Below are 24,799 nucleotides of genomic sequence, written 5' to 3'. Positions count from 1 at the left end.
TGCCACTCGGGCAACGCCTCGGCAGTCGATGTTGCCGCCTGTTTTTGCCACCCCAAGGGCGGGCAGGCACCTTTTCAGCAATTTTTTTTTGAATCAACGCCCTAGATGTCTGCGAGCCAGCACCAGTTAGCACACCTCGTTTGACTTTGGCACTTCTGATCCCAACAACAGACTGATATTTCAAGAGAATATACTCATTCCAGGGATACAATACACCGCACAGATAACATTGTGCGCAATTTTGAGGGCAAAATCGCCCGTTTTTCAGGTGTTTTGTGTTTCCGCACAGACGCACAGCCCTCACAAGGATCAAAATGCGCTTTTAATTTCTGCATATGCCGGATAGTGGCGCGTTCTTACGATCCTGCACGCCGAAGATAACAGCTGCGAAGGACAAAGCCTGCCCAACGGCATCTGCCTGTACTGATAAGAGGCCCCCGAACAGGAACGAGGGCAAAAGCGGGAACAGCTGCATGCATTAGGCGGGCAGGACTGCGCATCGCATTCTGATTCGCAGAGTCCGTACTTCATTTACACGCACTGAGGCTCGATATGGCAGTGTCCATACCGAGCCTTTCCCATACCGAGAAACCTCTCGCTATCATGCCGGGTGCAGCCTCTTTCATAGATTGGATAATTTCCAGCCTAATTGTCTCCATATTTGCCATTGTTACATCATGATAAAAAACCATTGCGCGGCTGTGCGTTTGTGTGGCGACTGAAAACTCAGTAATATACTGATATTTAATGATAAAAACCACACAAACGCTTTTGTGCGCCGCACAGGTTAAAACTCCCCGCCAAATTCCATGTCCCCCGCTTTTACCTGGGGCTTCAGCTCAATATTTCCAGCCATACCCTCCCATGTAGACGGGATAAAACCGTAACCACGAACGTTACGCCCGCTGATCCACTTTGTGGTCACAAGGCTCCCCTTGCCGTTTGTCAAAAGCCAGCCCTGCTGTTTCATGTGCTCTAAAAGCTCATGCCTGTTTACTCCTTTGGCGAGGTCGTTGAAGGCCGGGGTTATCATAAAAAACCTCTGTTCTCCCTTGTCTTCCCACCTGTAGCCCGCAAGGTCGCGCATATTTTCCCCCAAACCGTTCACCTCAACAAAACGGCTCCTGCCGTGGCGTGCAAAGAAGTCCTTGAAGCGGTCAAGTGCCTTCATGATTTCCAGATTGCCGACGCCGCCACGGCCATCAAGCCAGATTTTGAACCATTCCGCCACAGCGTCACGTGATTCTTCCGGCGTCCAGGGCAGAATGCCGTTTTTCGCTGCGAACATGCCCGCAGCGGCTATCAGACCAAATTTTACGGCAACACGACGAACCTGGCCACACGAACCATCAGGGCAGTATGCCTTGGCAAATTTTTCGATATTTTCTTTGATATCAGCCCCATTAGCATCCAGTTCCTGATTGCTGACACCACACAAGGCCGTCAAAAAGGCCCTAAGAGGCGTACCGTAGAAATGCCTCGTGGCATCCTTTAAATGCTCACTCAGGGACGCGGGGTTTTCGAAGCCATGCAAACAGGAATAGGAGTTTTTACCGGCCCCACGATCAATAGGGAGATTGACAACGCGAACATTCTGACCCGCCATCGCGCGAAATTTTCCCGTTTCTTCAATCTTTTCGTCCATTGTCAATTCGCCTGTGGAAAACAGCTGGACTCGCCACTGATAGGCTTTGCGCTGCGTGGCATCGGCCCGCATGCGCTCCTTGCCCTGGCCGTTGGACAACATGTAAATCGTCTGGGCAACGGTGTCGGCTGTGGCTTGCCCGCTTTCATCCATGACCAGCAGGCCGTCATTGTGCTGAACTGCGGTATGCTCGATAGCGTTGTGCGTACTGCGCCACTGCCGCACAAACCCCTTGTTTTCATTGCCTCCGCAAAGACTACCCGCCAACAGAGCCAACGTCGTCTTGCCTGTTGATGAAGGGCCGAACAGATGCAACCCTCCCCCCTCAACCCCACAAATATGCAGAAGCGGCCCAGTCAAGGCAAAAGCTGAAACCAGCATCAACAGGGTATTGCCTCGGCAATAACGCCCAATGTGCTCCTGCCACTGCCCAAGCCCGCCAGAGCATTTGAACAAACTGTTTTCCTGCGTGTAGTTGATTTCTTCGTTTCCCCCCTCGCCAAAAATCGCATCTGGAAGGACATACCGGTTGCCATGCCACCCCAGACGTTCCACGTTGATGAATACCTTATCCGTAGCGGCAAGCCGCAGGTAATCCATAACAAATTTTCCCATCTTTCCGCCGGTCAGCTCAAGTCCATGATCGCAAAGTAGGGCCAGCACACTATCCCCCCGTCCCACACAGTCCCTCATGGCAATATCCAGTTTTTTATTCCTGCCATCAGGTGTAACCAGCTCCACCAACCTTGCCCATCCAGTGCCGTCCGTATTGCGCATTTTTCCTAGCACACGTATGGGGCTGCTCACTTTAAAACTGTCGCCTTCCAATGCGCCACGCGATGCGGAATAGTACAGACCGTCTTTCTCCAGACAGAAAGACTCAGCCGCGACCACGGCATCGCTCTGGCGCTTGCGTTCCAGGTCAAGAGGGCTGCGAACCTTGCAGCGAGGGCTACACTGGAAAATTGTTTGAATTTCCTGGCAGCTGGCCGGGTAGCCCTTATCCAGAGCATGCAAAAACTTGGCACGGGTTTTCTGCGCCGAGTATTCCGGGTGGGGGCGACTGTATTCCTGAGCCAGCTCAAGCCCTTTTTCACCCAAAGGGGCCAGCGCCCGCAGCATCATAAACCATTCAGGTTCGCTCAACGTTCGGGCATTTTCACGACAGTGGCCCATAAACTGGCATTCTGAAAGAGATTGAAGGTTGTAACTGCCTGGGTCTAAAGATTGCCAGCTTATCAGGACATGGTCGTAAAGATCTGCCATCCCCGTCGCGACCGGGGCAATTGCCTGGATTGAGGCTGTTCCAGGTTCTCGCGTCAGATCAAGCAGGGAATCAATATCCCGCTCAAAAAATGTTTCTACGCTGACCTGGACCTTGTAGCGCCCGTCAAGCCGCCTGACATTGGGAGCACGCAGCAGATGCCCCTTGCCCATGCAATACAGGCTTCCATCAACAAGGTCGCCGACAGTTGTATCCTTAAGCTTCGCGGGCACAGATTCTCCTAGAGCCAGTAATCCTAGCGCCTGGTTGTGGGGGGGCTGCGAAAAATGCCTTTCAAGCATCTTGTGATGCAACCGGGGCAGGAATGGGTGTCCGTTTTCGCCGCCAAAAATTTCAGCTGGAATGCGGATATGAACCCCTTTGCTGCCGCTCATGAAGTAATCGAGCATGGCTGGGTCAAAACCATCGTAAGCACTGGCCAAATCCGTGACAAACGTGCGTGCCGCGATCACTGCCAGAAACGGCGCTTCTTTGCAGTCGATGTCCAGCCACAGGTCGCCGTAACGAACTGGCTCAGGTTTCCCCTTCTCGGGTTCGTAAGCGAAGCTTGTGGTTGAGAACGCTGTATACCCTTCATCAAGCGCCTGTAAGCGCGATTCTGGTGTGTCTTCAATAAAAACCCAGGGACCATAACCTCTATCGGGTGTTCCAGCGTAAACAAATCTGTTCATATCCATGGTAAAACATCCTTTTTGCCTTAAATGTTGAAAAATTCCACAACGGGAAAAAAATTGCCGCATATAATAGCAAAGGGGGCATGATGTGGATCATGCCCCCTTTGCGGAACTGTCAGTGCAACTTTTGCTTTCGCTCATTGATGAACGTACTGCCGCAGCCATTGCAAAAAGCTTCTGCGCTCATAGCAGACTTTTTTTCGAATCCGAATTTTTACCCATGGCCCGTTGCCTGTGGCATCAAGGTTTGAAAGGGTTTTGGCCTTGATCAGCCCCCCCATCTGCCGAGCCGCTTCCTCGCGTGAAAAGACCGGCGGAAGATTTTTCTCCAACTGCTCAAAAACTGTGGTTTCAGATGCTAAATTGCTCATTATTCAATATCCTCCAGTAGTTTTCATACTATATAGGCATGTAATAGCCCGATATCGTAATTAATTATAAAAGCATGACCTCGTCGCGCAGATGCAAATAAAGACTACTGCACGGAATAAAAACCTTGCAGAATCGTTAGGCGCTAGGCACGCAGTAAAAATGGATTTTTTGACTTTGGCAGTGAGAGTTATAGCGGAATGACTGCTACGAATATGGTTAAAATTGAGGTCAGGGCTTACCAGAAGAATAATCATAACCCCAGTAACGTTGCCACGGCCCGCCATGCGGCACGCCTGAAATGACAACGCAACTTTCTGACTGGTTCACTGCCCGGCAGAACCCCTCGCTGATTTCCGGGGGCATGGTCGCATCCGTGCGGCTGCTTAAATGCCGCTGGGGCAAGTGCTGCAGCGATGGAGCCACCGCCATAGGGTTCAAGGATTCTGTAAGCGGACTCACGCCCTGCAGGTCTGCCCAAGCTTCAGTATCAAGATTGCCCGCAACCGTGCCCAGAAAGGCCACATCCTCCCTCGTGGCAGCAAGTAGTGCCGCAGCCCCGCCACCGCCAGAAAACCCGACCAGAATGACCTGCTCTGCCCCGCAAGCAGCCTTGGCTAGGGTAATTGCCGCACCAAGGCTGTTTATCACTTCTGGCCCAAGCCGCGCTGACGTCCAGTAGCGCTTTGAGCACTGCCGTCTGTCCTCGCCCTGAACATATTGGCATGGTCGCGCCAGATAAAGCACAGTGTCCGCCCCCGGATCAGCCATAGCCAGGCGCAGGGTAACAGGATTGCGCGGCGTGGGGTCTGTTGATGGCCGGGTGCGAGACTCCCAAGCGTGTCCGTCGCCTTCAATATACACGCGCAAAACTTTTGAGTGAGGCGATAAGCCAGGACGAAGCAAGCCGTACAAAGTAAACGGTTGCGTTGGCAGGCGCATTTCATGAAATCCACATCTCAACGCTTCCCGGTGGACATCGATGGCTAAGGGAGTGGTGCACCCCATGAAAAAGTTCATGCATATGAGCAAGATGATACAACGCATGAACATATCGTGGTTGGCGTGTCATATTTAGTCAAGTATGGGTGAATCCGATTCGTACAAAGACGGTGATACTCCACTGTTTTTAACCCGTTTGGGGCAACTGTCTGAGGTTTTTGGAAAGAAAAATTTTTGCTCTACAGGAATCAAACTTTCCATATTCTGGATTTAGGTGAAGCCATTATTCCCTCGCAGGCAAATGCCCGCGCAAATTATTGGAGGTAGCCATGTTAGGGAAAATACTGTGCGTTCTTGGGGGCGTAGTTTTGGGATATGTGGCCCGTGAAGAAATTAATAAAGCTGTTGAAAATGTTATGGAAGTATTTAGCGGGCAGAGTTCGTCTGGCTGCGTCAATGAATGTTCTGTTGAAAGCGAGGAAAGACATTCTGACGAACACGGCGATGAAAGAAACGAGAATGAAAGCAGTCCTTCTATAGCGTAATTGCCAAGCGCACAATTCTGATGGGTGGGAAATCTGCCCATCAGAATGCTACTCGTCTTAACCTATAGCTTGAAATCGTTATCTTATCTGATTATTGATTGAAAAAAGGTAAATTCCATGCCACCAAAGTTGGATCCTGATACCACTCCTGGCGTAAAAACATTGAGGCTGTTCCGAAAGCTTCTCTTAGACCGCCGCCGACACTACCAAACTGATTTGGCAGTAGAACTGCAGTGCTCCCCCCAAACGGTGGGACGCTTGGCCAACGAAATCGAAACAGTGATTGGTACTGCGTTGCATTCAGGATTAGACAAACGCAAGCGCTGGTACCAATACATCGTTAACGATGGGCGATCCTTAGGGCTGGATTATGAAGAACTCCGCTTTCTTTCCATATGCCGTGAGATGGCATCGGGAATTCTTCCAGACCCTGTTTTGAAACGTGTGGATGCATCTCTTCGCCATCTTGCCCTGCATATGGCTGATCCCAATAATATTTCTCCGCAGAAACATTTTTCGTTTAACGCCAAGGGGCGCATAGACTACACGCCACAAGCCGAACATATTGAAAAATTGATCACTGCAGCAGACAAAGGCCTGTGTTGTGAAGTAACTTATCGAGCTCCTGGCCGTGAAAAGCCAAAAGAGCATCTATTTGTCCCGGCCCGCATGGTTGCAATGAACAATGCCCTGTACGTTGTCGGTTTTATTGTAGACGCTGACACCTGCACACCAGAACGACCATGCAACATGGCCATACACCGTGTGCAGCACCTTACCACAACTGGCATGCGCATTCGCCAGCCACTTCCGCAAATCGATGAGGCCGGGTTTGGGTTGCCGTGGCATGAGCCCCGTACGTTTTGCATACGCTTCAGCCCAAAGGTCGCGGACTATGTGCGGGAAAGGGAATGGGCGGCCGACCAGCGGATTGAAATCATGGATGACGGAAGCATTAAGCTCACCCTTACAACTTGTGCAGAGCCAGAACTAAAAGCTTGGGTGCGAGGTTTTGGTGAAGATGCGGCATTTGCCAGCGGATATTAACCCCCTCAAAAAAAGGCAGTCCTCGCAATTCAAAAAAAAACTCTCATGCCAAACGGTATGAGAGTTTTTTTATTGTTTATTTTTCTGATATTTTTTTCAGAGTATTCACAGTCGATTCCACCTGCTCAATAACAAGACTCTGCAACTCTAGGGGCAAGCAGCTAATTTTTTCTGCAATACTTTTTGCAAGCTGCTCGCTTGGCTCATCCTGCTGTCTAAATAAATCAGCTACTGAGCAGCCTAAAGTATCCGCAATAAGCTGCAACCTTGAAAATTTAGGAGCAATTATTCCCTTTTCCATTCTCGACAAAGAATCTTGCGTGATATCGAGATGTTCTGCCAATTGAGCTTGGGTTAATCCCATTCGCTTTCTTCGTTCCGAAATAATTGCCCCAACAGCTGCCGACAGAGGCGGATCTTTTTCAATCGTCACTATGGCACCCTCCTAGTTTTAGAGTACAGGCGCAAAACGTGGCGAGAACAGCGTTAAACACATATTTATTGACGCAAAAAAACATATACAACTAGCATGCAGTGACATCCGCTTAAGCTTCCAGACCGTCACAAAAAATGAGCAAGTTTCCAGCTTCTGGAATGCAAAGGGGGGATGCCTAAGAAACGCATTGCGATGCCTTCAAAGCAGAGACTTCTTTGGCAGAAGACGGGCGTTCGTAATGTGCAAATTTTTTTAAGGAAGGCATTGATGACAAGGAACAAGAAAAAGCTCAGACGGCAGGAGAGAATAGGGACAATCCCCAAAGCAACGCAGATTGTGCTGCTGGCAGGCCTACTACTGGTTGGCGGCATTGAGGCAGCCTGGGGAGCCAGCCCCATCGCCATCAGCGACACGCATCAAATTGCTGACGGTGCGGCAGAGACCTACACCACAATTGATGTGAACAATGGCGGTACACTGGCCATTGCGCGCAACGCAAAGGTAAGCGGTTCAGACGTAACCGTTAACACCGGGGGCACACTGACTTCCGCAAAAAATCTGCACTTCGGCTCTTTCAGCCCAGAGCCGGGCACGGGTTTGCTTGGTAGCAGCCTCACCCTGGACGGTGGCACTATCAGCGCCCAGCACATGGGGCTGGCCCCCAGCGGAACGGCAACCCTGAAAAAAGGTATGCTCACGCTGAATTCGCTGGACATGCGCAACGGCACATTTGCTTTTAATGTTGCAGGCGGCGACAGCGCCACTCTCACACTGCTTGGCACCACCGACGGCACGGCGTTCCTTCAGGGAACAAGCCTCAGCGTTGGTACGGGCAGCAACGTTTTTCTGGGGGCGGATTCCGGCCCCGGCGGCAACCAGACATCCACCACATCTCTGGCTGTAAGCGGCGGTTCGCTACAGGTTGGGCACGGCAACTGGCAAACTGGCGACCTGACCCAGACCGGCGGGCAGGCCAAGATCAGCGGCAACGCGGTGCTGACTGTGAACAACCTCGACCAGACCGGCGGCCTGCTGACTGTGGGCGGCACCACCAATTCCGGCAAACTTGTGGTCAATGGCAGCGTGGCCAATGCAACATACGCTGCCGGTTCCACGGGCGTGGCAGTAACGGGTACGGGCACCTTGCAGGTAAAGTATGATGAACTGGTCAACGCCACTGGCGATGACTTCAAAGACGCTGCCACCCAGCACGCCATCAATGTTGCCAATGGCGGAACCCTGCTGCTGAATGGCTATGCCGGTTCAAGCATGACGCTGGCTGAATTCAAAACCCTGTCTGACAAGCTCTTGGCGGCTGGCAGCACGGGCACAGTCCAAGGCATCACGGTGGACACTTCCGGTGCTTCACTGCAGAACGTGGGCGACGCCCGGCTTGCCACGCCCACTGCCGTCATAAGCGGCATCGGGGGCCTTTCTACTGGTGCCGCAACGGTTGGCGGCATCACTGGCACAACCACTGTCAGCGGCAACGCAGCTTTGACCCTTACGGGGCAGACTTCCGGTAATGTTCTGGCAGACAGCGGCGTCACGCTCAACGGCGGCATATTGACGCTGGGCAATCCTGCAGGCGGCTCAACCGGCGGCACGCTACAGGGCGGCATTGATGCCTCTACAGGCACCAATACTATCAATGTGATCAACGGTACACACACCGTGGCCGGGGGCCTCACTGGCAACGCAACCACTACGGTTGCCGTGGGCAGCAGCTCCGGCAGCGGCACCCTTGTTGCCACCGGCGTCAGCATGAACGGTGGTCAGCTCAACTTTGACCCGCCTTTCGCTGCCGCTGGTGACACTTCAAACGCTTCCATGGGTGGTTTGACCTTCACCGCCAATACCGTGGATGCCCTGATGACCGTGGGCCAGAACAGCATGGTTTCGCTGGGCAGCACAGATGCCGAATGGCTGCGCACAGAAGTGCTGCGTTACCAGAGTGACGGAAAGGGCCTGTGGGGGCAGGATATAACAGCGGCTCTCGCCCTGCGCACGCCGCAGACGCTGAGCACCACTGGTGGCATTAATGTGGATGGAACATGGGTCACGGGCGGCGCGGCCGCCACGGCCAACACCGCTCATTTTGCCGATAAATCTCTGCTTGTGGTGGACGCTACGGGCATCGGCAGTGGCGTGGCCCTTTCAGGTGAATCCGGGGGCACCAGCACCCTTACTGTGGATTCCGGAGCAAAACTGCACATCGTGGGCGGTCAGGACGGAGAAACGCTGAACGTCACTGGCGGCTTTGGCGCTTCCACAAAGGATGCTGCCAGCTGGACAGGCAGCAACCTGACCACAAGCACCGCTCTGCTTTCTGCCACCGGCGGCACGTTTGATACAGCCAATGGCGCATACAGCGTGAGCCTTAAGGCCAATGCGGCGTCTTCGTCCTTCCCCATGATGTCGAGCAGCATGGGGGCACTGGTAGATCGCATGGTGGTTCAGACCGGGGTAAATCCGAATTCGCCCAACGCAGGCGTGCGATTCGTATCCCGTGCCATGAGCGACAATTATATTGGCACGACAGACCGCAACAAAGCCGCCGCAACTGTTGAAGGTGCGGCCCAGATGGCTGCTGTAGGTGCCGTGCAGGGTAGCACTCTGAGTGCTGCGACAGCTGCTTCTGGTGCGGTGCTCAACCGCACATCAATGACGTTGCCGCGTACGGATATGAGCCAAGCCGTGGCCGTGCGCCAAGATACGGATGGCAGCCTTAGCCTCGATTCTGGCCTCAGTGCCGGGGACGGCCTTAAAAACGGCCTTGGGGTGTGGATCATGCCGCTCTACCAGTCCAACAATGTTTGGGGCATGCAGGCAGAGAACTTCAAGACTGGCTACAACAGCAACCTGGGCGGCATTGCCCTGGGTGCGGATTACACCATCAACGACATGTTCCGCTTCGGTGCCGCGTTCAACGTCGGTGCCGGGTATGCCAAATCCACCGGAGATTTCAACAGCACGGACAACCGCTTCAACTTCTGGGGCGTGAGCCTCTACGGTGGGTGGGTCTACAACAACTTCGGCCTCTCTGCCGATGTGGGCTATACTGGCAACTACAGCAAGGTGGAGCAGGATATGCCCGCCTCCATGCAGATGAGCGACCTCAAGGCCGACGTAACCAGCCATGCTTGGAATACGGGCCTCAAGGCGGAATACAAATTCAACGCCGGTGCGCTGGATATTATTCCGCATGTGGGGGTGCGCTACCTCGGGCTTGTGACCGATGGTTATGACGTGAAGAGCGGCGGTACGGTCTTTGAGGTGGACGAGAGCACGCAGTCCATCTGGACATTCCCCGTGGGCGTGAGCTTTGCCAAAGCCTTTGAAACCGAGAGCGGCTGGCAATTCAAGCCACAGCTTGATCTGGGAGTTATTCCGGCGGCGGGAGACGTTAAGGCCAAGAGCAAGGCCCGCGCTCCCGGTGTGGACAGCCAGGCCGAAATGAAAATGCAGGTGGTGGACTACGCCACCTTTGACGGCGGCTTGGGCTTTGAGCTTGGCAAGGGCGACTTTACCCTTGGGCTGACCTACAACCTTCAGGCTTCGGAACACAGCACGGGGCACGGCGTGTTTGGCACGCTGCGGTATGAGTTTTAGATAGACGAACGTGGGCCGGGGAAATCCTTGGCCCACGTTATTTTAAAAACAATATTGCCAACCTAATGTTATTAATTTAGTTTTCTTGAAAAAAAATATTAACTGATTTTTTGTAAGGAGAGGCTGAATCTCTAGCAAGTCGGCCTATAAAAGTATTTTTTTATCTCATGGGCAGTTGCTCATAACTCTAAACACTGAGGAGACTACGGTGGGTGTTTTTAAAATTTTAGCATGTGCGGTAGTTGGTGTCGGCGCTGTTGCAGCTGCCCCGTTTACTGGTGGTGGTTCTGTTCTTGCTGGTGCGACATTGTTGGGGTCTTTGGCTGGTGCAGGGACCATTGCTGCAGCGGCGGGGGCAGCCGCTGTTGGCGCAACAGTTGGAGGCGCTCTCAGTGAAATGGATAACGAACAACAGAGAACTCATGCGAGCAATGCCTGGGAAGAAGGGTTTGAGGCTGGCAAAGCCCTGACCACAGTGGAATATAAAAAATTATTCACAGAATTTCAAAATAAACTATCCAGATATCATAATTTTGAACGACAGGTTGTCGGTTTGTATGCAGTTGGCATTGCCGCCGCTTATGCCGATAAAGATTTTTCAGAAGAAGAACGAAGGGATCTTGAAGAATTCGTATCAGGAGCAGCTTCAAAAGTATTACCGCAGCATATAAAAGGCACGCTTGAGGAATTGCGCAATAGACCTCCTTCATTGGAAGAGGCCATTGAAAAAGCAAAAAATTATGGATGTTGTGCAGAAGACATTACTGATGTCATTCTGTTAATTATCAATGCTGATGGTGTTGTGCTTCCCGAAGAAGTGCAATTCATGGAACGTTGGGAAGCGTTGAAGCCTTCCTACTCAACCGTTCAGTAGGGGAGGCGATAATGTCCAAGTTAGAACGCTTTCAACGGCGCAAGGATTTACTGCAACGAACGCGCGCTGAAGAAAGCCCCCTCAATAGTGTCGAGTCCTTGGAACCGCCTGCGGGAAGTTCAGTCTTAGATGAATTTGAAGCATCCCAGAAAGCTGAATGGGATGCTTTAGCAGCCCCTGTTGATGTAACCGTTGAACAAGTTGAGGGCATTTTATACCGTTTCAGTAAAGAATGGGAACAAACCAAATTCGACGATTGTTTTGATAACGTCCAAAAAAATATTCTTTCCAGCATTATCAATCCGTTGGGCTTGGGGAGTATTGTTGCAGCCTATGATAAAGTGGGAGGGAATGTAGATACTATCCACAATGTCCGCCAAGGTATTTATGCAACAAAGGAAGAGCAGGAAAAATACGACCAGAGGGGAAGCTATGATTCCTATAAATATCATAGTGACAAGCAATTTATTGATGTAAACAGAGAGCTTTCAGCTCAAAAAAAAGCTGGAAAGCTTGATGATGGATACAGAGGGGAACGATTTCAGCCAAACGCCAAAACAGATTTGGATCATGTCGTGTCCGCTAAAGAAGTACATGACGATGCGGGAAGGGTGCTGGCTGAAATGGACGGGACGTCTCTTGCCAATGACAAATCAAACCTAACAATGACATCACCGTCTGTTAATCGTTCCAAAAAAGATTCTTCGGTTGATGATTTCATCAACCGGAACGATCAAAAAGCAGAAAATCGTAAACTCCGCATACAGCAGCTGGAAGGCGAATCTGTCCTAAATGACAAGGAACGCAAAGAACTTCACAAGCTTAAACAGCTTGATGAAGTTAACGTTGATAAAATGCAAGAGGCTGATGCAACGTCGCGAAAAGCGATGGATAAAAAAATTAATACAGAATACTACACAAGTAGTAAATTTCTATGCAACACAGCCATTACTGGCGCTATTGAGTCTGGAAAAATGGGAATGCAGCAGGCTATGGGGTTGCTGTTTATAGATCTTTTTGAGGGCCTCTTTGCAGAAATAAAAGATGCATACGCTCACGGCATTCAAGCTGGCACTGACGCGGATTCCAATACCAAGGCGGTCTTGGTTCGTGGTGAAAGGATCACAAAAAAGATCATAGCGGATTGGCAGAACATTGTGACAGCCTTCAGGGATGGGGCTGTCAGTGGCTTTATCAGCAATTTGGCGACAACGTTAATCAATATCTTTGCGACAACAGGGAAGAATCTCGTTCGTATTATTCGAGAAGGCATGTTCTCCCTGTTCAAGGCAATTAAGCTGCTTGTTTTTCGCCCTGAAGGCATGAGCTTGCGTCAAGCTGCTGATGCGGCCCTCAAGGTACTCGCCGCAGGGGCGGTGTCGCTGGGGGGCATTACTCTTGACCTGTATCTTCAGGAAACCTTGGGGCCTGTCCTTGCCTCCATCCCCGTACTTGGGACGATTTCGTCAACGTTGATTACCATTCTAGCTGGCGGAGTAACAGGCATTGCCATGGCGCTTGCCATGTATTTCATCGATAAGATGGATGTCTTTGGCGTTAATGACCAGGAGCGCCATCGTTTTGTCTGCGAAAAATTGATTGCTCTGCAGGAAGAGGCAGACCAAGAAATCACAGCAATATCCGACGCAGCTTTCGCCCCACTCTACTGAAGCCATAGAGTGTTAAATTTAGCAATGTTGCCCGCTCGTTGACAAATTTTCCACAATAACTGTGGAATTACTGGACGATCCCATTTTTTCGAAGGGAAATATATGAGGTTGCCTAAAGCGGCGCAAACTCGAGATATGCCCCGAGTTTATGGATTATGGAGCCAGCAGCACAGGCAATAAGCGGGGCCGATTGCGCGCGGGGCATGGCGTGTACTGAGAGACTATGCAGAGAGGGCCGGGGATTTCCCCGGCCCTCTTTATTATGGCAGGCTATTTTCTGATAAATAAGAACAAGCTTTCACAGATTGGCAAGCACAATCCAGAGCACGATGCCGCGAAGCCAGCTTGACCCAAAGAACTATATTCGGTATTTATTTAGTCAAAGGAGCGTCAATATGCAACTCAGCACCGCAGTACGACCAATTAGTGAGGTCAAGGCACAGGCCGCAGAAATCATTCGCACTTTCAGTGAAGAAGCTGCGCCGCCCGTTGTGATCACCCAGAATGGCGAGGCCAAGGCCGTGCTCATGGGCATCCATGAATATGAGCGCATGCAGGAAACGCTTGCCATGCTCAAGGCTCTCAGCCTTTCCGGCAAGAGCTTTGAGGTGGGCAAGGGACGCCCCGCTCGGGAAGTTTTCGCAGGCCTGCGCACAAAGGGTAAACGATGACCCTTTCCGCTGGGACGCCATTTTTGCAAGTCTTGCTCTCTCCAGAGGCAGAACAAGACTTGCTGGAGATATACACCTATACAGCAGCCAATGCGGGGCAGGAGCAAGCGGATACGATCCTGGGCAAGTTAGAGCAGGCCATTCTCTCTCTGGAAAACCTGCCTCTGCGTGGCAATGTCCCCCCTGAGCTAGAAATAGTGGGCATCACCCGCTACCGTGAAATACATGTCCACCCATGGCGCATAATCTACGAGGCGCTTGAGGCCGTGGTGCATGTCCATTGGGTATTCGATTCTCGACGCGATGTGGCGGGGCAGTTTGCGCAAAAGATGTTGCGCTGACCGCTGCTAATTAATGTGCAGCACAAAACAACACGGTACTGCCCGCCCCCGTTTCACTGAAAATCCTCCGCACCGGACAGGAACCGCCGCGAAATGAGGGTTTTTCATAGTGAATGCGAACTGCTTCCTTGAAAATTTCAATATCGAGCGTTTCTTTGCAGAAAACGCCTTCCAATTGGTGGATTCGCTTTTTGAAGCCTTTACTTTGGGCTTCAATGGCGGATTTTCCGCCCTCACGCATCTGTTTTCTCACGGTAAAGCAGATTCGGAGATACACCCTACGTTCGCGTCACCAGGGAAACTGACTGATAGGGTCCATGCTACTTTTTCGCCAACTGACCAGCACTGACGGGCGTTATGCTTACTATCTTCACCGTTGGACTTGTTTTAGCACTAGTTCCAGACATAGTTCCAGCACCTCCTCAGTAGTTAGAGGAGGGTCCGGTCGAAATGGGGGCTACTCCAGGGCTCTTTTGTTTAAAAAACTTTTTTCGATCAGAGCGGTGTTATTGGATAGACTTTCTCCTCAGGCACATCTTGCAAATTAAGGATTCAAAGGATAGTTTATATCCTACAACATCATGTAACAACTTAAAATTACTGAAAGGTTGTCAGTATTATGCAAAAGAACTCTGCCAAGCTGAAACCAATAGTTCGTTTTCTTGCAGACGAGACTAATGGCAGAGCATATTCATCTTATAAATATTGCCATGACAGCATAAGCATTCCACAGTTCGACTATGATGACGACCCCAGAGAGCTATCTGCAGATTTTTTTGCAGAGACAGACTACCGTTCAAATACACCAATAGAATTATCTAAACGACTTTTCCAACACTCGCCAATATTACGTTATTTTCTAGATGGTTCACGCAAAACATATAAAGTAGACGATATCGAATATGATGGTGTAGTCTATCCTATTGTTGCAGGACAAATATGTGTGGCTTGTTGTCAACGCGAATCCTTTTCGCAGTTCAAAAAGAAAGAGATTCTTTCAGCCCGCACATTAGTTATTCCATCTAAAGCCAATGCTGATGGCGATGGCGTTCCTTCTTTTTATAAATCCACCTGCAAATGTATAAATACCGCATGCGCTTTAAATGGGGCTAATAAATTTGGCATAGATATATCCTTATCAGAGGTGCTGCCTTACGAAACTGGCCGCAAAATGGCAGATAGCAAATACGAAAATCGTGCAATTGCGAGAATTCAAGATAAAATGATTGAAATGGAGAAGGAACTCGTTGCCGATCTGGCGCAAAAACGCCTCCTCTCCTCTGAGTCATACCTAGTTAAGGATGGCTCCCTTCAGTATAAAGTACCCAAAGGTAAAGACTCTCACATATCTGCTATTACACGCGATAACTACAGATTTGTAGTTGGAGCTTCAAAAATGTTTAATCCCGAGCTTCTTGCTGGACGAAAAAAAATATTAACTGCAAAAAAACATTGCTGAACTTCCAACATACTACAGGACACCAGCCTTTAGATATCACAATAGAGATTTCTCTGGTGATACTCAATATGCTATTTGGTATGTCCGCATCAGAGATATGAAATACTCCAATTCCCCTTTTGCTGGAGTACTGAAGCTCGAAAAGATATTGGTTACTGAAGATGAGCGCGAAAACGGTCTACCTACTGACGAAATCGATATGATTACTGCCAATATTATCAATGAAAGGAGTCCGGTCTGTTATGGCTCAGACGAGCGCTGGGCAAATCATCTATACCCAATCTATCTGACAGAATCTTTTTTAAAGAGTCAGTTTCTTGGCGATCATTTTTTTATAAGCCTCTTTTAATTGCGAGGTTACGATGCCTTCAAAGTTAATTGGTAAAATATCTGCAACGGAAAAAAACCCAACTACAATAGATTATTTTTTATTTTGGACGGATAAATCCTGCATTCTTAAAACATTTGACATTGTCAAAGTTGACCACCTTCACGGCTCTGTCACCTATGGTGTAATTGAAGAAATTTCTCATATGACAGATGCTCCTAGTGCGATGACAAGCTATATCTCAAGTGATTTTGGAGAAGTTTCACACCAAGGAAACATGCATCGTCTAGGGATGAATCTTGTCAAGGCTAAAGTCATCGGCAACACTATGGGGATATATAATCCAACACTTGACGGACATAGTGTATCACTCGCATCGAAAGATGAAATCATGGATGCACTTGGCCTTAACAACGTAAAAAACCCACTCCCCTGTGGCCTTATCGAAATGTATGATGGCGATGACAAAGTAATAATTCCTGTCGATATAAACGCACATTTCTTAATTGGGCCTGAAGGTGCTCACTTCAATATTTCGGGCATTTCTGGTTTGGCATCAAAGACATCATATGCAATGTTTTTAATTAAAGCGATTCAGGACTTTTATTATGAAAAAGAGGAAGAAACAATTGCTTTTGTGATGCTTAATGTTAAGGGCAGAGATTTACTTGCGATTGATGAACTAACAGAAAATCAAAATGAATTGGAAAAAGAAATTTTTCCTATGTATCAGATGTTTAATGAGGGAAAAGAACGCCTACAAAGAACGCCATTCAGAAATGTTAAGTATTTTTTTCCTTATGCAAAAGACATGGCCGCCGGAACTTATGCGCATAAGGAAGATGTAGAAAAAGCTTTGTCAGAAAAAAAAGCCAAATTTTACAAATATATTTGTGATGAAACAGAAGGTGGCGACCAGAACAAAATTGACCTCTTGTTTTCAAATATAGACGATCCCCAGGGAACAATGGATGCAATAATTACTTACATTGTGAACGGTGAAGGACAATTTACAGGTATTTCGGAATGGAACAAGCTTCTTGAATCGATGGGACATTATACAAAATCTGGCAGAAAAGATGATCAGTCTATCCCAGTTGCAAGCTGGCGAAAATTTTATCGTATATTTAAAAAAGTTTACGATAAAAACGCTGGTTTATTCGCAGCTCGCGTAGATTCAAAAAAATCCGAAACGCGCCTGTGTGAATCATTGATGAATATCCAGCCCAATGATTGCTTTGTCATTGACATCGCTAAACTTGATGAGGAGATGCAAGCTTTTGTTTTTGGTGATGTTATGCGCTCGATTTATGACCTTAAGTTGGGTGCTGCAGAAGGACTTGGACGAAAAGCGAAAGAAAAAATTCCATCGAAGATAATTATCTTTATCGATGAGCTAAACAAATATGCTTCGGATGACTCTCCCAAAAATTCACCAATCTTACGACAAATATTAGATATCACGGAACGAGGACGATCATTAGGCGTTGTTCTCTTTTCAGCAGAGCAATTTAGAAGCGATATTCATCGGCGTGTTAAAGGAAACTGCGCAACCCACGCATATGGCAGGACGAATGCCATCGAAACATCCAAGGCCGACTATCAATATATACCCAGTACGATCAAGTCCATGCTCACACGACTTAAGCAAGGGGAGTACGTCATCCAAAATCCAACCTTTAGGTCGTTGCTGAGTATCAAATTCCCTAAACCTATTTACAAGCAGTATAAACATGGCTAAGCAGCGTACGCCGGTCATTGGCAAAAATATTATTGAATCTCTCACTTTAGGGATGTATGAAAACCCTCTCTGTATTTATCGGGAATACATACAGAACGCAGCTGACGCTATTGATAAATTTAAGTCACTTGAAATCCCCCCTTCTGACGCTTCATTTTCAATAAGTATACACATTGATGACAAAAACAATGAGATCCTCATTGAAGATGATGGGATTGGCGTTCCTCAAGCCAATGTATATGAAACGCTTACTGATATCGCCGCGTCTACAAAAGAAGCAGGAAAAGACAAAGGTTTTCGCGGAATTGGGCGGCTTGCGGGTTTAGCATATTGTGAAAAGCTTATTTTTGAAACGAGTTATGCGGGCGAGCCTTTTCGAAGTGTTCTTGAATGGGATGCCAATAGAATGCGTGCCCTAATTGCTGATCGCAAGACACCAGAACATGCGGCCGAGGTAATCCAGAAAATTACGCATTTAAGCACTGAAAAAGAATCTGAAGCAGCTCATTACTTTAAAGTGCACCTTGTCAAGGCTACTGAAGAAAAGCTCTTAGATACAGATATAGTCAAGGAATATTTAAGTTTTGTAGCACCTGTTAGATATCGTTCTGGATTTAATTATCATTCAAAGATCAAGCAATATATGACCAACAATGGGCACACGATTGATGAATATGCAATGCTCATTGATGGGCAAATTGTAGAAAAAATATATCAAACATATCTTTACATCGAAAAAAATGGGAAAAAAGAGCGATACGATGATGTCAGGGACGTAGTTTTTATTTCTGACACAACCCCTGATGGCGATACCTTGTATTGGGGTTGGTATAGTCTCACAGCTTTAGAAAAGCAGATCCCTTCCTGTAATCCTGGTAGGGGAATTAGGTTGCGCAAAGAAAACATACAGATTGGTGATGAGCTTGCCTTGGCAAAACTGTTTAAGGAGCCACGAGGGACTAGGTATTTCTTGGGTGAAATTTTTGCTGTACACCCCGAGCTGATTCCCAACTCACAGAGAGATTACTTTAGTGTAAATGAAACCGTCGTATTATTCGAAGAATCGCTTAGAAAAAAATTCTCTGAATTGGACTCGTTGTACCACCTATCATCAACAACAAGAAATCACTATAAGAAAATCAACTCTCTTATCACAGCACAAACTGAATTTTCACAAAAGTCACAAGAAGGTTTTACAGGAAAGGATGAAGCCAAAAAGTTACAAGCAGACCTAGAAGCAAAAGCTAAAGAGGCCGAATCTGCAAAGAGTTCTTTGTCCGCTCTATACAGCAGACATCAGGATGATACAACAACGGCAAAGATGCTAAATATCATCAAAGAAAAATTGGAAGTCAAGAGCACGCCTTGCAAGTCTAAGGCAGTAGCGCCCCGTGCCGAAGAAAAAATAAAGCTCAAGGTTGACAAATATAGTCATCTAAAGAAACAAGAACGCAAGTTGGTTTCCACAATTTATGAGGTTATCAACAATGTTTTGCCTAAAGACCTAGCAGCCAATTTAATAGAAAAAATTGACGAGACACTTTCTAAATGATCAGAAATATTCTTTTAATTGAGCCAAATTACAAAAATAAATATCCGCCTCTTGGCTTAATGAAAATAGCTTCATATCACCGAATTTTGGGAGATAATGTCGTCTTTTTTAAAGGTGAATTAAAAGACTTATTCAAAATAAGCCTTACCTACTCCTGTATCCGGAAGCTTGCGAACATCTCGCAAGTTATCGATTGGGAAAGCTATTTTACAGTTCTCATGAGTTTCATTTCGACTGGTTGTGCAGACTCAAAAGTGAGCATTCTTGAACTCGACCCCAACAATAGAGTTCTTATTGATGTTACTATCTCTGCATATAGGAAGTCAGCAATATCCGGAAAAATAACTGAAGATTTTTATTGGGACAGAATATATATCTCTACATTATTTACTTTTTTTTGGAAAATAACGATCGAAACAATTAATTTTACTAAAAAACTGATACAAAATTCTACGGATATAAAGGTAGGCGGCGTTGCTGCTACAGTTTTGGCGGAAGATATTGAGTCGGAGACAGGCGTAAAACCCATCTGTGGGCTTCTGGATAAGCCTGGCGTCTTCGATGACAACAATATTATAATTGATACTCTCACTCCTGACTACTCAATTCTAGAAGAAATTGACTATAAATATCCAGCAGGAGATGCCTTCTTTTCATATACTACCCGAGGATGCATCCGTAACTGTTCTTTTTGTGCAGTAAAAAAGATAGAACCAAAATTCAATCCTTATGTCTCAATATCAAATAGCATTAAAGAAATTCGTGAGCGATATGGAGATAAACAACACCTTTTACTGTTGGATAATAATGTTTTAGCCTCTAACAATCTCAAGGATATCGTAGCAGAACTTGTTAGCCTTGGGTTTTACTCTGGAGCGACATATGTTGATGACAATAAACTTGAAATAGCAATCAAAAATATAAAGTCTGGGTTTAATAAAAAAGTATACATCAATACTTCTCTTGAAATATATAAAAAACTTCTTCATAAACTGACAGGCGAACAGCAAGACATAGTTTATGAAGCATTAAAGACTAACACATTACTGCAGAATGTTTTCCCATCCCAAGAGCAAATTCTAGCAGCTTACGAAATTATTGGACCCATATATGAAAAGAAGCGCTATAAAGGCAAAAGGGCTCGATATATAGATTTTAACCAAGGCCTTGATGCTCGACTAATGACGGATGAAAAGGTTGCATTGCTTGCACAACTTTCAATCAGACCCCTCAGGATTGCTTTTGACAGCATGGAATATGAAGAAATTTACACTAAAGCTGTAAGGCTTGCCGCAAAACATGGTCTGAAACATTTTTCAAACTACCTACTATACAATGAAAAAGATAAGCCGGTGGAGTTATACCAACGGCTGAAGATTAATGTTGACCTATGCTCAGAACTGGGGGTCAATATTTACTCTTTCCCTATGAAGTACCACCCTATTACAGGGAAAGATCGATTCAACCGTGACTATCTTGGTGAACATTGGAACCGGAAATACGTCAGGGCAATTCAAACTATTCTTAACGCCACAAAGGGTAAGATAGGCGTTGGGAAAAGTTTTTTTGAGAAAGCTTTTGGTAGCAATGAAGAAGAGTTCCACCGTTTGTTAATAATGCCTGAGCTCTACATTCTGTTACGATTTTTCTTTGAGAAGACCGGACTAACTCAAGAATGGGAAAATGACCTCAAGGCACTGAACAGCGAAGAGAAAGAACTGGTTCTCCAGAAGGTTTATACCAATCATATCAGCCCGTCTGACATTTTCACTCTACCATTGCCATTGAAAAAAGTGTTACGCCACTACACCTTAAACCGTGACCACGTCTTAATGGATAAGAATAAAAATTACTATTTACTGGAAGCGGCAAAGCGTATTTTGAATTTACAATTCTAATGGATTTTTCATTGAGGGCCGAACGCCTTATCTTTTTTGTTAATTAATGCTTAGAGCGCATTTTTTCTGGCATATTGCTCATGTTACACAATATTTTAATAACAAATTTCTATGTATCTCCCCCAATATGACTTTTGAAGTTAACTCTCCCAACACCTTCAGAGGATGAGTCAGCGTGGATTTATTTAACAGTCCAGGAGTATAAGAGAAATAGTGTTATTCATGAATATTTGAAAACATATAATTACTACAAGAACACTAAAACAACGTTTCAAATCAACCAGAAAGCCCTGCCAAGCACCATGCTTGGCAGGGCTTTCTCATTCTTGGAGGAATGTTATGGCTATATACCAATCCGACAATATCACGGAACTAGCCAAGGCCCTTCTTAACGTGCAGCGAACCGTGCAACCTGTTACAAAAGATGCTGAGAACCCCTTCACCAAGAGTTGGTACGCCAGCTTCAACAGTGTCATGGACGCCTGCCGCAACGCGCTCATCGAAAACGGCATCTGGCTGTGCCAGTACCCTGTGCCTGTGGAGCAGCCCAACTCCTTAGGACTGGTTACCAAGTTGACGCATGCAGAGTCTGGTCAGTGGCAAAGCTCCCTTGCGGTAGTTCCTTTGCCCAAGGCCGATCCCCAGGGCATGGGATCGGCAATGACATATGCCCGTCGCTACGCTCTAACCGCCATGTTGGGCATGGTAACTGAAGATGACGATGGTGAAGGTGCAAAAAATGGCAAAAAATCACCTGTGCGGCCTAAATTGCCCGTAATTCCCCCTGAATCGCAAAAAGCTCGTCAACGCGACCCATCCACTACAAACGAATCTTCAGCGCCCTCAAATCGACCGCCAGCAAGCCTTGAAAACCTTCCACCGCTGGAAGGCGTCACCTACCAGCAGGTTACTGCCCAGGACGGGCGTCCTTGCATCATTGCCACCGGCAACACGCAGACCAAAAAGGAATTGCTGACTGGCTCAGGCTTCCGCTGGAACCCGCAGAGAAAATTGTGGTGGAAGTATGTCGATGCCGCATAACAAAAATCAAAATACCGAGCGAAAGGGCCGCCTAATGGCGGCCCTTTCGCTTTTATGGAGACTACCCCATGGAACAGATGGACCGCACGGAGGGATTGAGGGCGTTAATCAGACAAGGTCTGCAAGCCGTTGCCCATAACGACACACTTGCACACCTAGGCGACCGCTCCAGATATGTGGGAATGAGCGACATTGGCCAGCACTGGGAATGCCCACGGGCGGCGTTGGCCAGAAAGGTGCGGCCCACCACAAACAGCCTGGAACGTCTGCTTACGCTGCAGCGCGGGCACTGGTTTGAATCCGGGGTTGGGCAGGCACTGGCATCGTTGGGTCTGCATATTTTGCCCCAGCTTGAGATTAACTGGCAGCATCAGGGCGTGCCCATCAAAGCTCATCTTGATTTTGTGCTGGTCTGGGGCGCGCCTGTTAACGCCATTCGCATTCTGGAAGTAAAAAGCACCGACAAGCTTCCCGGCACCCCGCACGATTCCCATCTGCTGCAACTGCACGGACAGATCGGCCTGCTAACAAAAGCATGGAGCAAGCCCATCTTCAGCCTCCGTGCTGAGGACGGCACGCTTCTGCATGACAAAATGACCTTCCCGCAACTTTGCCTTGCCCAACTTGGCCTTCATTTGCCCGCAACGGCTGCCGAGGCAAGCGTGGAAGCGTGGTTGCTCTGCCTTTCCATGAAAGAGGTTAAAGCATTCGGCCCCTACGGTTTCAATCAAGCCATGCTCGATACGGCCCTTGACCATGCGGCACAACTTTGGGGCGAACTAGCAGATTTCCGCGCCGGACACATAACCCTGGCACAGGTTGATTGCGCTCAGGGCTTTTACCCGTTGTGCTCGTACTGCGAACACAACGGTGACTGCCCCAAATTCCCGCAGGGCGTGCAAATGCCCCAATGGGAACCAGCTCTGGAAAAGCTGGCTGCCCTCAAGGAGCACCGCACCGCTTTAGATAGCGAAATCAGAGAGATGGAAACTGTGCTCAAACTTGTTCACCGCCAGGCTGGCACTCGGGACTGGGTAGACACGGGAAACTATCGCTTCCGCATGTCAGTGGCAGCTGGTCGCACCAATTTGGACAAGGATGCTCTGCGGGAGGAGTTGACCGAGATTTTTCATACGGGGCATCTGGGCGACATCGACGTGGATACCTTGCTGGCCCGCTGTGAGCGTACGGGCTCACCTTTCGAAAAATTGAGCATTTCGCCCATAAACTGAACTTCGGGAGATCTCATGGGATATTATTCTGACGTGGCCCTGTGCCTGACAAAAAATGGCATGGATCAGTTAAAAACAGCTCTTGCAGAGGCAGAAAAGCCCCCCCCCCGACAACTTTGCAGCAATCAAAATGCTCATCGGTGGCGAACCCAACAAAATCGATGAAGGCTCAGGCTCAGTTGTCTTTCTGTGGGAAGGAGAAAAGTGGTACGATGAATTTGCTGAAATAGCCTTTGTTGGTGAGCTGATGGACAATTTGCCCCACGAAGAATTCCTGTTCATCCGTATTGGCGAAGATTATGACGACATTGAAGCTCGCGGTAGTTATCAGTGCAATCCGCATCGGGTGCGAATTGCCCGGGAAATTGCAGCGGACTAAGTTTCATTGACTGATGTCAAATTTGATGTCATAAAAGATATCGAATTTATCCAACTTGGAGGATTTCATGGATTCCATACTCTCCAATATCACCGTTAGCGTCACAGAACTCAAACGGAACTTTGCGAATGTCCTGGCAACTGCCAAGGATGCGCCGGTGGCAGTTTTGAACCATAACAAGCCAGAGGCCTACCTGTTGTCCGCAAAGCACTACGAAGAAATCCTCGGAATTCTTGAAGATCTTGAAGACAGAAAGATTGTTGAAAAACGCGAAGATGGCCCTTTTGTCAAGGTAACGCTTGATGAGCTATAGCCTGCAGTTTCATGAGCTAGCACTGAAAGAATGGAAAAGGCTTGATTCCAGCATCAGAGAACAGTTTAAAAAGAAACTGGCAGAACGGTTACAACAGCCGAGAGTTCCCTCATCTGCCCTGTCTGGCATGCGCGATTGCTACAAAATCAAATTGCGCTCCATTGGGTATCGCCTGGTGTACAAGGTGAATGATGACATTCTCTTTGTAACGGTCATCTCCATTGGCAAGCGTGAACGCCTTGAGGCATATCGACAAGCCCTACGACGTATGCCCTCTGAAGAATAGTGCCATAAGGAGAACACTGCTTCCTGATAGGCAAATTGTAAGCAGTGCAGCGGAGGCATTATGCCACTTCCCCTTGAAGAGCTGGTTGCAACTGCCATTGAAAATCAGCATGTTATTCTTGAATTTGAGCTTAAAAAAGGCATTCCGTTGAACTATCTGGATGAAAAAGGGCAATACACCCTGCGTTACCCTGATGGTCATACGGAAACCGTCCCGCTGCCTGAGACCGCAGAAGTTCACCTGCCAGTCAATTCCGTATAATTCACAAAAAAACATCCTAGCCAGACTGATACCATATTTCGAAGAGCCCGGTTCCCTTAAAAGGAGCCGGGCTTTTTCTGCATCTAAGGAGCAGCAATCATGAACACAAATTTGATCGAAGGACTTAGTAACCTTAAACCCACTGAGGTAGGCTGGAAAAAACGGACGCCATAGTTCATATCCATATGAGGAGGTTCT

21 protein-coding genes are annotated in these 24,799 nt (G+C 47.8%); 17 read left to right on the top strand and 4 right to left on the bottom strand.

The window, feature by feature from the left end; all coding sequences use genetic code 11:
• Positions 1-787: 787 nt before the first annotated feature.
• Both NE637_RS02855 and NE637_RS02850 read right to left on the bottom strand, forming a co-directional pair.
• The gene (locus NE637_RS02855) at positions 788-3,607 is read right to left on the bottom strand and encodes a DUF927 domain-containing protein (RefSeq protein WP_227117778.1); all 2,820 of its coding nucleotides are present in this window, start codon (positions 3,605-3,607) and stop codon (positions 788-790) included.
• Positions 3,608-4,204: 597 nt separating this feature from the next.
• Positions 4,205-4,837, bottom strand: coding sequence for a hypothetical protein (locus NE637_RS02850; protein ID WP_227117780.1), 633 nt, complete (start codon positions 4,835-4,837; stop codon positions 4,205-4,207).
• Positions 4,838-5,244: 407 nt separating this feature from the next.
• Here NE637_RS02850 and NE637_RS02845 point away from each other — a divergent pair, with 407 nt between their 5' ends.
• Together NE637_RS02845 and NE637_RS02840 are read left to right on the top strand one after the other, a co-directional pair.
• The gene (locus NE637_RS02845; RefSeq protein WP_227117782.1) at positions 5,245-5,460 is read left to right on the top strand and encodes a hypothetical protein; all 216 of its coding nucleotides are present in this window, start codon (positions 5,245-5,247) and stop codon (positions 5,458-5,460) included.
• Positions 5,461-5,718: 258 nt separating this feature from the next.
• Positions 5,719-6,507, top strand: coding sequence for a WYL domain-containing protein (locus tag NE637_RS02840; protein ID WP_227117783.1), 789 nt, complete (start codon positions 5,719-5,721; stop codon positions 6,505-6,507).
• Between the two features lie 76 nt (positions 6,508-6,583).
• Here the strand turns inward: NE637_RS02840 and NE637_RS02835 are convergent, their stop codons facing one another.
• Positions 6,584-6,940: a helix-turn-helix domain-containing protein gene (locus tag NE637_RS02835; protein ID WP_227117785.1), complete on the bottom strand. Its 357-nt coding sequence runs from the start codon at positions 6,938-6,940 to the stop codon at positions 6,584-6,586.
• 270 nt (positions 6,941-7,210) lie between these two features.
• Here NE637_RS02835 and NE637_RS02830 point away from each other — a divergent pair, with 270 nt between their 5' ends.
• The 5 genes from NE637_RS02830 to NE637_RS02810 all read left to right on the top strand — a co-directional run bounded on the left by NE637_RS02830 (position 7,211) and on the right by NE637_RS02810 (position 14,111).
• Entirely contained in the window at positions 7,211-10,555 is a 3,345-nt protein-coding gene (locus NE637_RS02830) for an autotransporter outer membrane beta-barrel domain-containing protein (protein ID WP_227117787.1), read from the top strand.
• Positions 10,556-10,763: 208 nt separating this feature from the next.
• Positions 10,764-11,429, top strand: coding sequence for a tellurite resistance TerB family protein (locus tag NE637_RS02825; RefSeq protein ID WP_227117789.1), 666 nt, complete (start codon positions 10,764-10,766; stop codon positions 11,427-11,429).
• 11 nt (positions 11,430-11,440) lie between these two features.
• On the top strand, positions 11,441-13,099 hold the full coding sequence (locus tag NE637_RS02820; protein WP_227117791.1) for a hypothetical protein: 1,659 nt from the start codon (positions 11,441-11,443) through the stop codon (positions 13,097-13,099).
• A gap of 395 nt (positions 13,100-13,494) precedes the next feature.
• A complete protein-coding gene (locus NE637_RS02815) occupies positions 13,495-13,770 on the top strand; it encodes a type II toxin-antitoxin system Phd/YefM family antitoxin (RefSeq protein WP_227117793.1) in 276 nt (91 codons plus the stop codon).
• Complete coding sequence (locus NE637_RS02810) at positions 13,767-14,111, top strand: type II toxin-antitoxin system RelE/ParE family toxin (RefSeq protein WP_227117795.1); 345 nt, start codon at positions 13,767-13,769, stop codon at positions 14,109-14,111. The genes NE637_RS02815 and NE637_RS02810 overlap by 4 nt, the downstream gene beginning before the upstream one ends.
• A gap of 10 nt (positions 14,112-14,121) precedes the next feature.
• Here the strand turns inward: NE637_RS02810 and NE637_RS02805 are convergent, their stop codons facing one another.
• Positions 14,122-14,352, bottom strand: coding sequence for a hypothetical protein (locus NE637_RS02805; RefSeq protein WP_227117797.1), 231 nt, complete (start codon positions 14,350-14,352; stop codon positions 14,122-14,124).
• 378 nt (positions 14,353-14,730) lie between these two features.
• Here NE637_RS02805 and NE637_RS02800 point away from each other — a divergent pair, with 378 nt between their 5' ends.
• From NE637_RS02800 to NE637_RS02755, 10 genes are all read left to right on the top strand, one after another.
• Complete coding sequence (locus tag NE637_RS02800; protein ID WP_256267570.1) at positions 14,731-15,570, top strand: hypothetical protein; 840 nt, start codon at positions 14,731-14,733, stop codon at positions 15,568-15,570.
• 362 nt (positions 15,571-15,932) lie between these two features.
• Entirely contained in the window at positions 15,933-17,639 is a 1,707-nt protein-coding gene (locus tag NE637_RS02795) for an ATP-binding protein (protein ID WP_227117801.1), read from the top strand.
• Positions 17,632-19,191: an ATP-binding protein gene (locus NE637_RS02790; protein ID WP_227117803.1), complete on the top strand. Its 1,560-nt coding sequence runs from the start codon at positions 17,632-17,634 to the stop codon at positions 19,189-19,191. Before NE637_RS02795 ends, NE637_RS02790 begins: the two co-directional genes overlap by 8 nt.
• Positions 19,188-21,089 carry a radical SAM protein gene (locus NE637_RS02785; RefSeq protein ID WP_227117806.1) on the top strand — a complete coding sequence of 634 codons (1,902 nt, stop codon included), beginning with the start codon at positions 19,188-19,190 and terminating at the stop codon, positions 21,087-21,089. The genes NE637_RS02790 and NE637_RS02785 overlap by 4 nt, the downstream gene beginning before the upstream one ends.
• A 339-nt stretch (positions 21,090-21,428) precedes the next feature.
• Complete coding sequence (locus NE637_RS02780) at positions 21,429-22,130, top strand: ERF family protein (protein ID WP_227117808.1); 702 nt, start codon at positions 21,429-21,431, stop codon at positions 22,128-22,130.
• 68 nt (positions 22,131-22,198) lie between these two features.
• Complete coding sequence (locus NE637_RS02775; protein WP_227117810.1) at positions 22,199-23,362, top strand: hypothetical protein; 1,164 nt, start codon at positions 22,199-22,201, stop codon at positions 23,360-23,362.
• A gap of 130 nt (positions 23,363-23,492) precedes the next feature.
• Complete coding sequence (locus NE637_RS02770; protein ID WP_083577880.1) at positions 23,493-23,741, top strand: hypothetical protein; 249 nt, start codon at positions 23,493-23,495, stop codon at positions 23,739-23,741.
• Between the two features lie 67 nt (positions 23,742-23,808).
• Positions 23,809-24,054, top strand: a complete 246-nt coding sequence (locus tag NE637_RS02765) for a type II toxin-antitoxin system Phd/YefM family antitoxin (protein WP_072311503.1) — start codon at positions 23,809-23,811, stop codon at positions 24,052-24,054.
• Positions 24,044-24,340 carry a type II toxin-antitoxin system RelE family toxin gene (locus NE637_RS02760; protein ID WP_072311502.1) on the top strand — a complete coding sequence of 99 codons (297 nt, stop codon included), beginning with the start codon at positions 24,044-24,046 and terminating at the stop codon, positions 24,338-24,340. Before NE637_RS02765 ends, NE637_RS02760 begins: the two co-directional genes overlap by 11 nt.
• A gap of 60 nt (positions 24,341-24,400) precedes the next feature.
• Complete coding sequence (locus NE637_RS02755) at positions 24,401-24,601, top strand: hypothetical protein (RefSeq protein WP_227117812.1); 201 nt, start codon at positions 24,401-24,403, stop codon at positions 24,599-24,601.
• Positions 24,602-24,799: the final 198 nt, after the last annotated feature.

The organism is Desulfovibrio desulfuricans (assembly GCF_024460775.1).
GTDB classification, from domain to species: Bacteria; Desulfobacterota; Desulfovibrionia; order Desulfovibrionales; family Desulfovibrionaceae; genus Desulfovibrio; species Desulfovibrio desulfuricans_E.
This window is presented reverse-complemented; position numbering and strand designations above follow the sequence as displayed.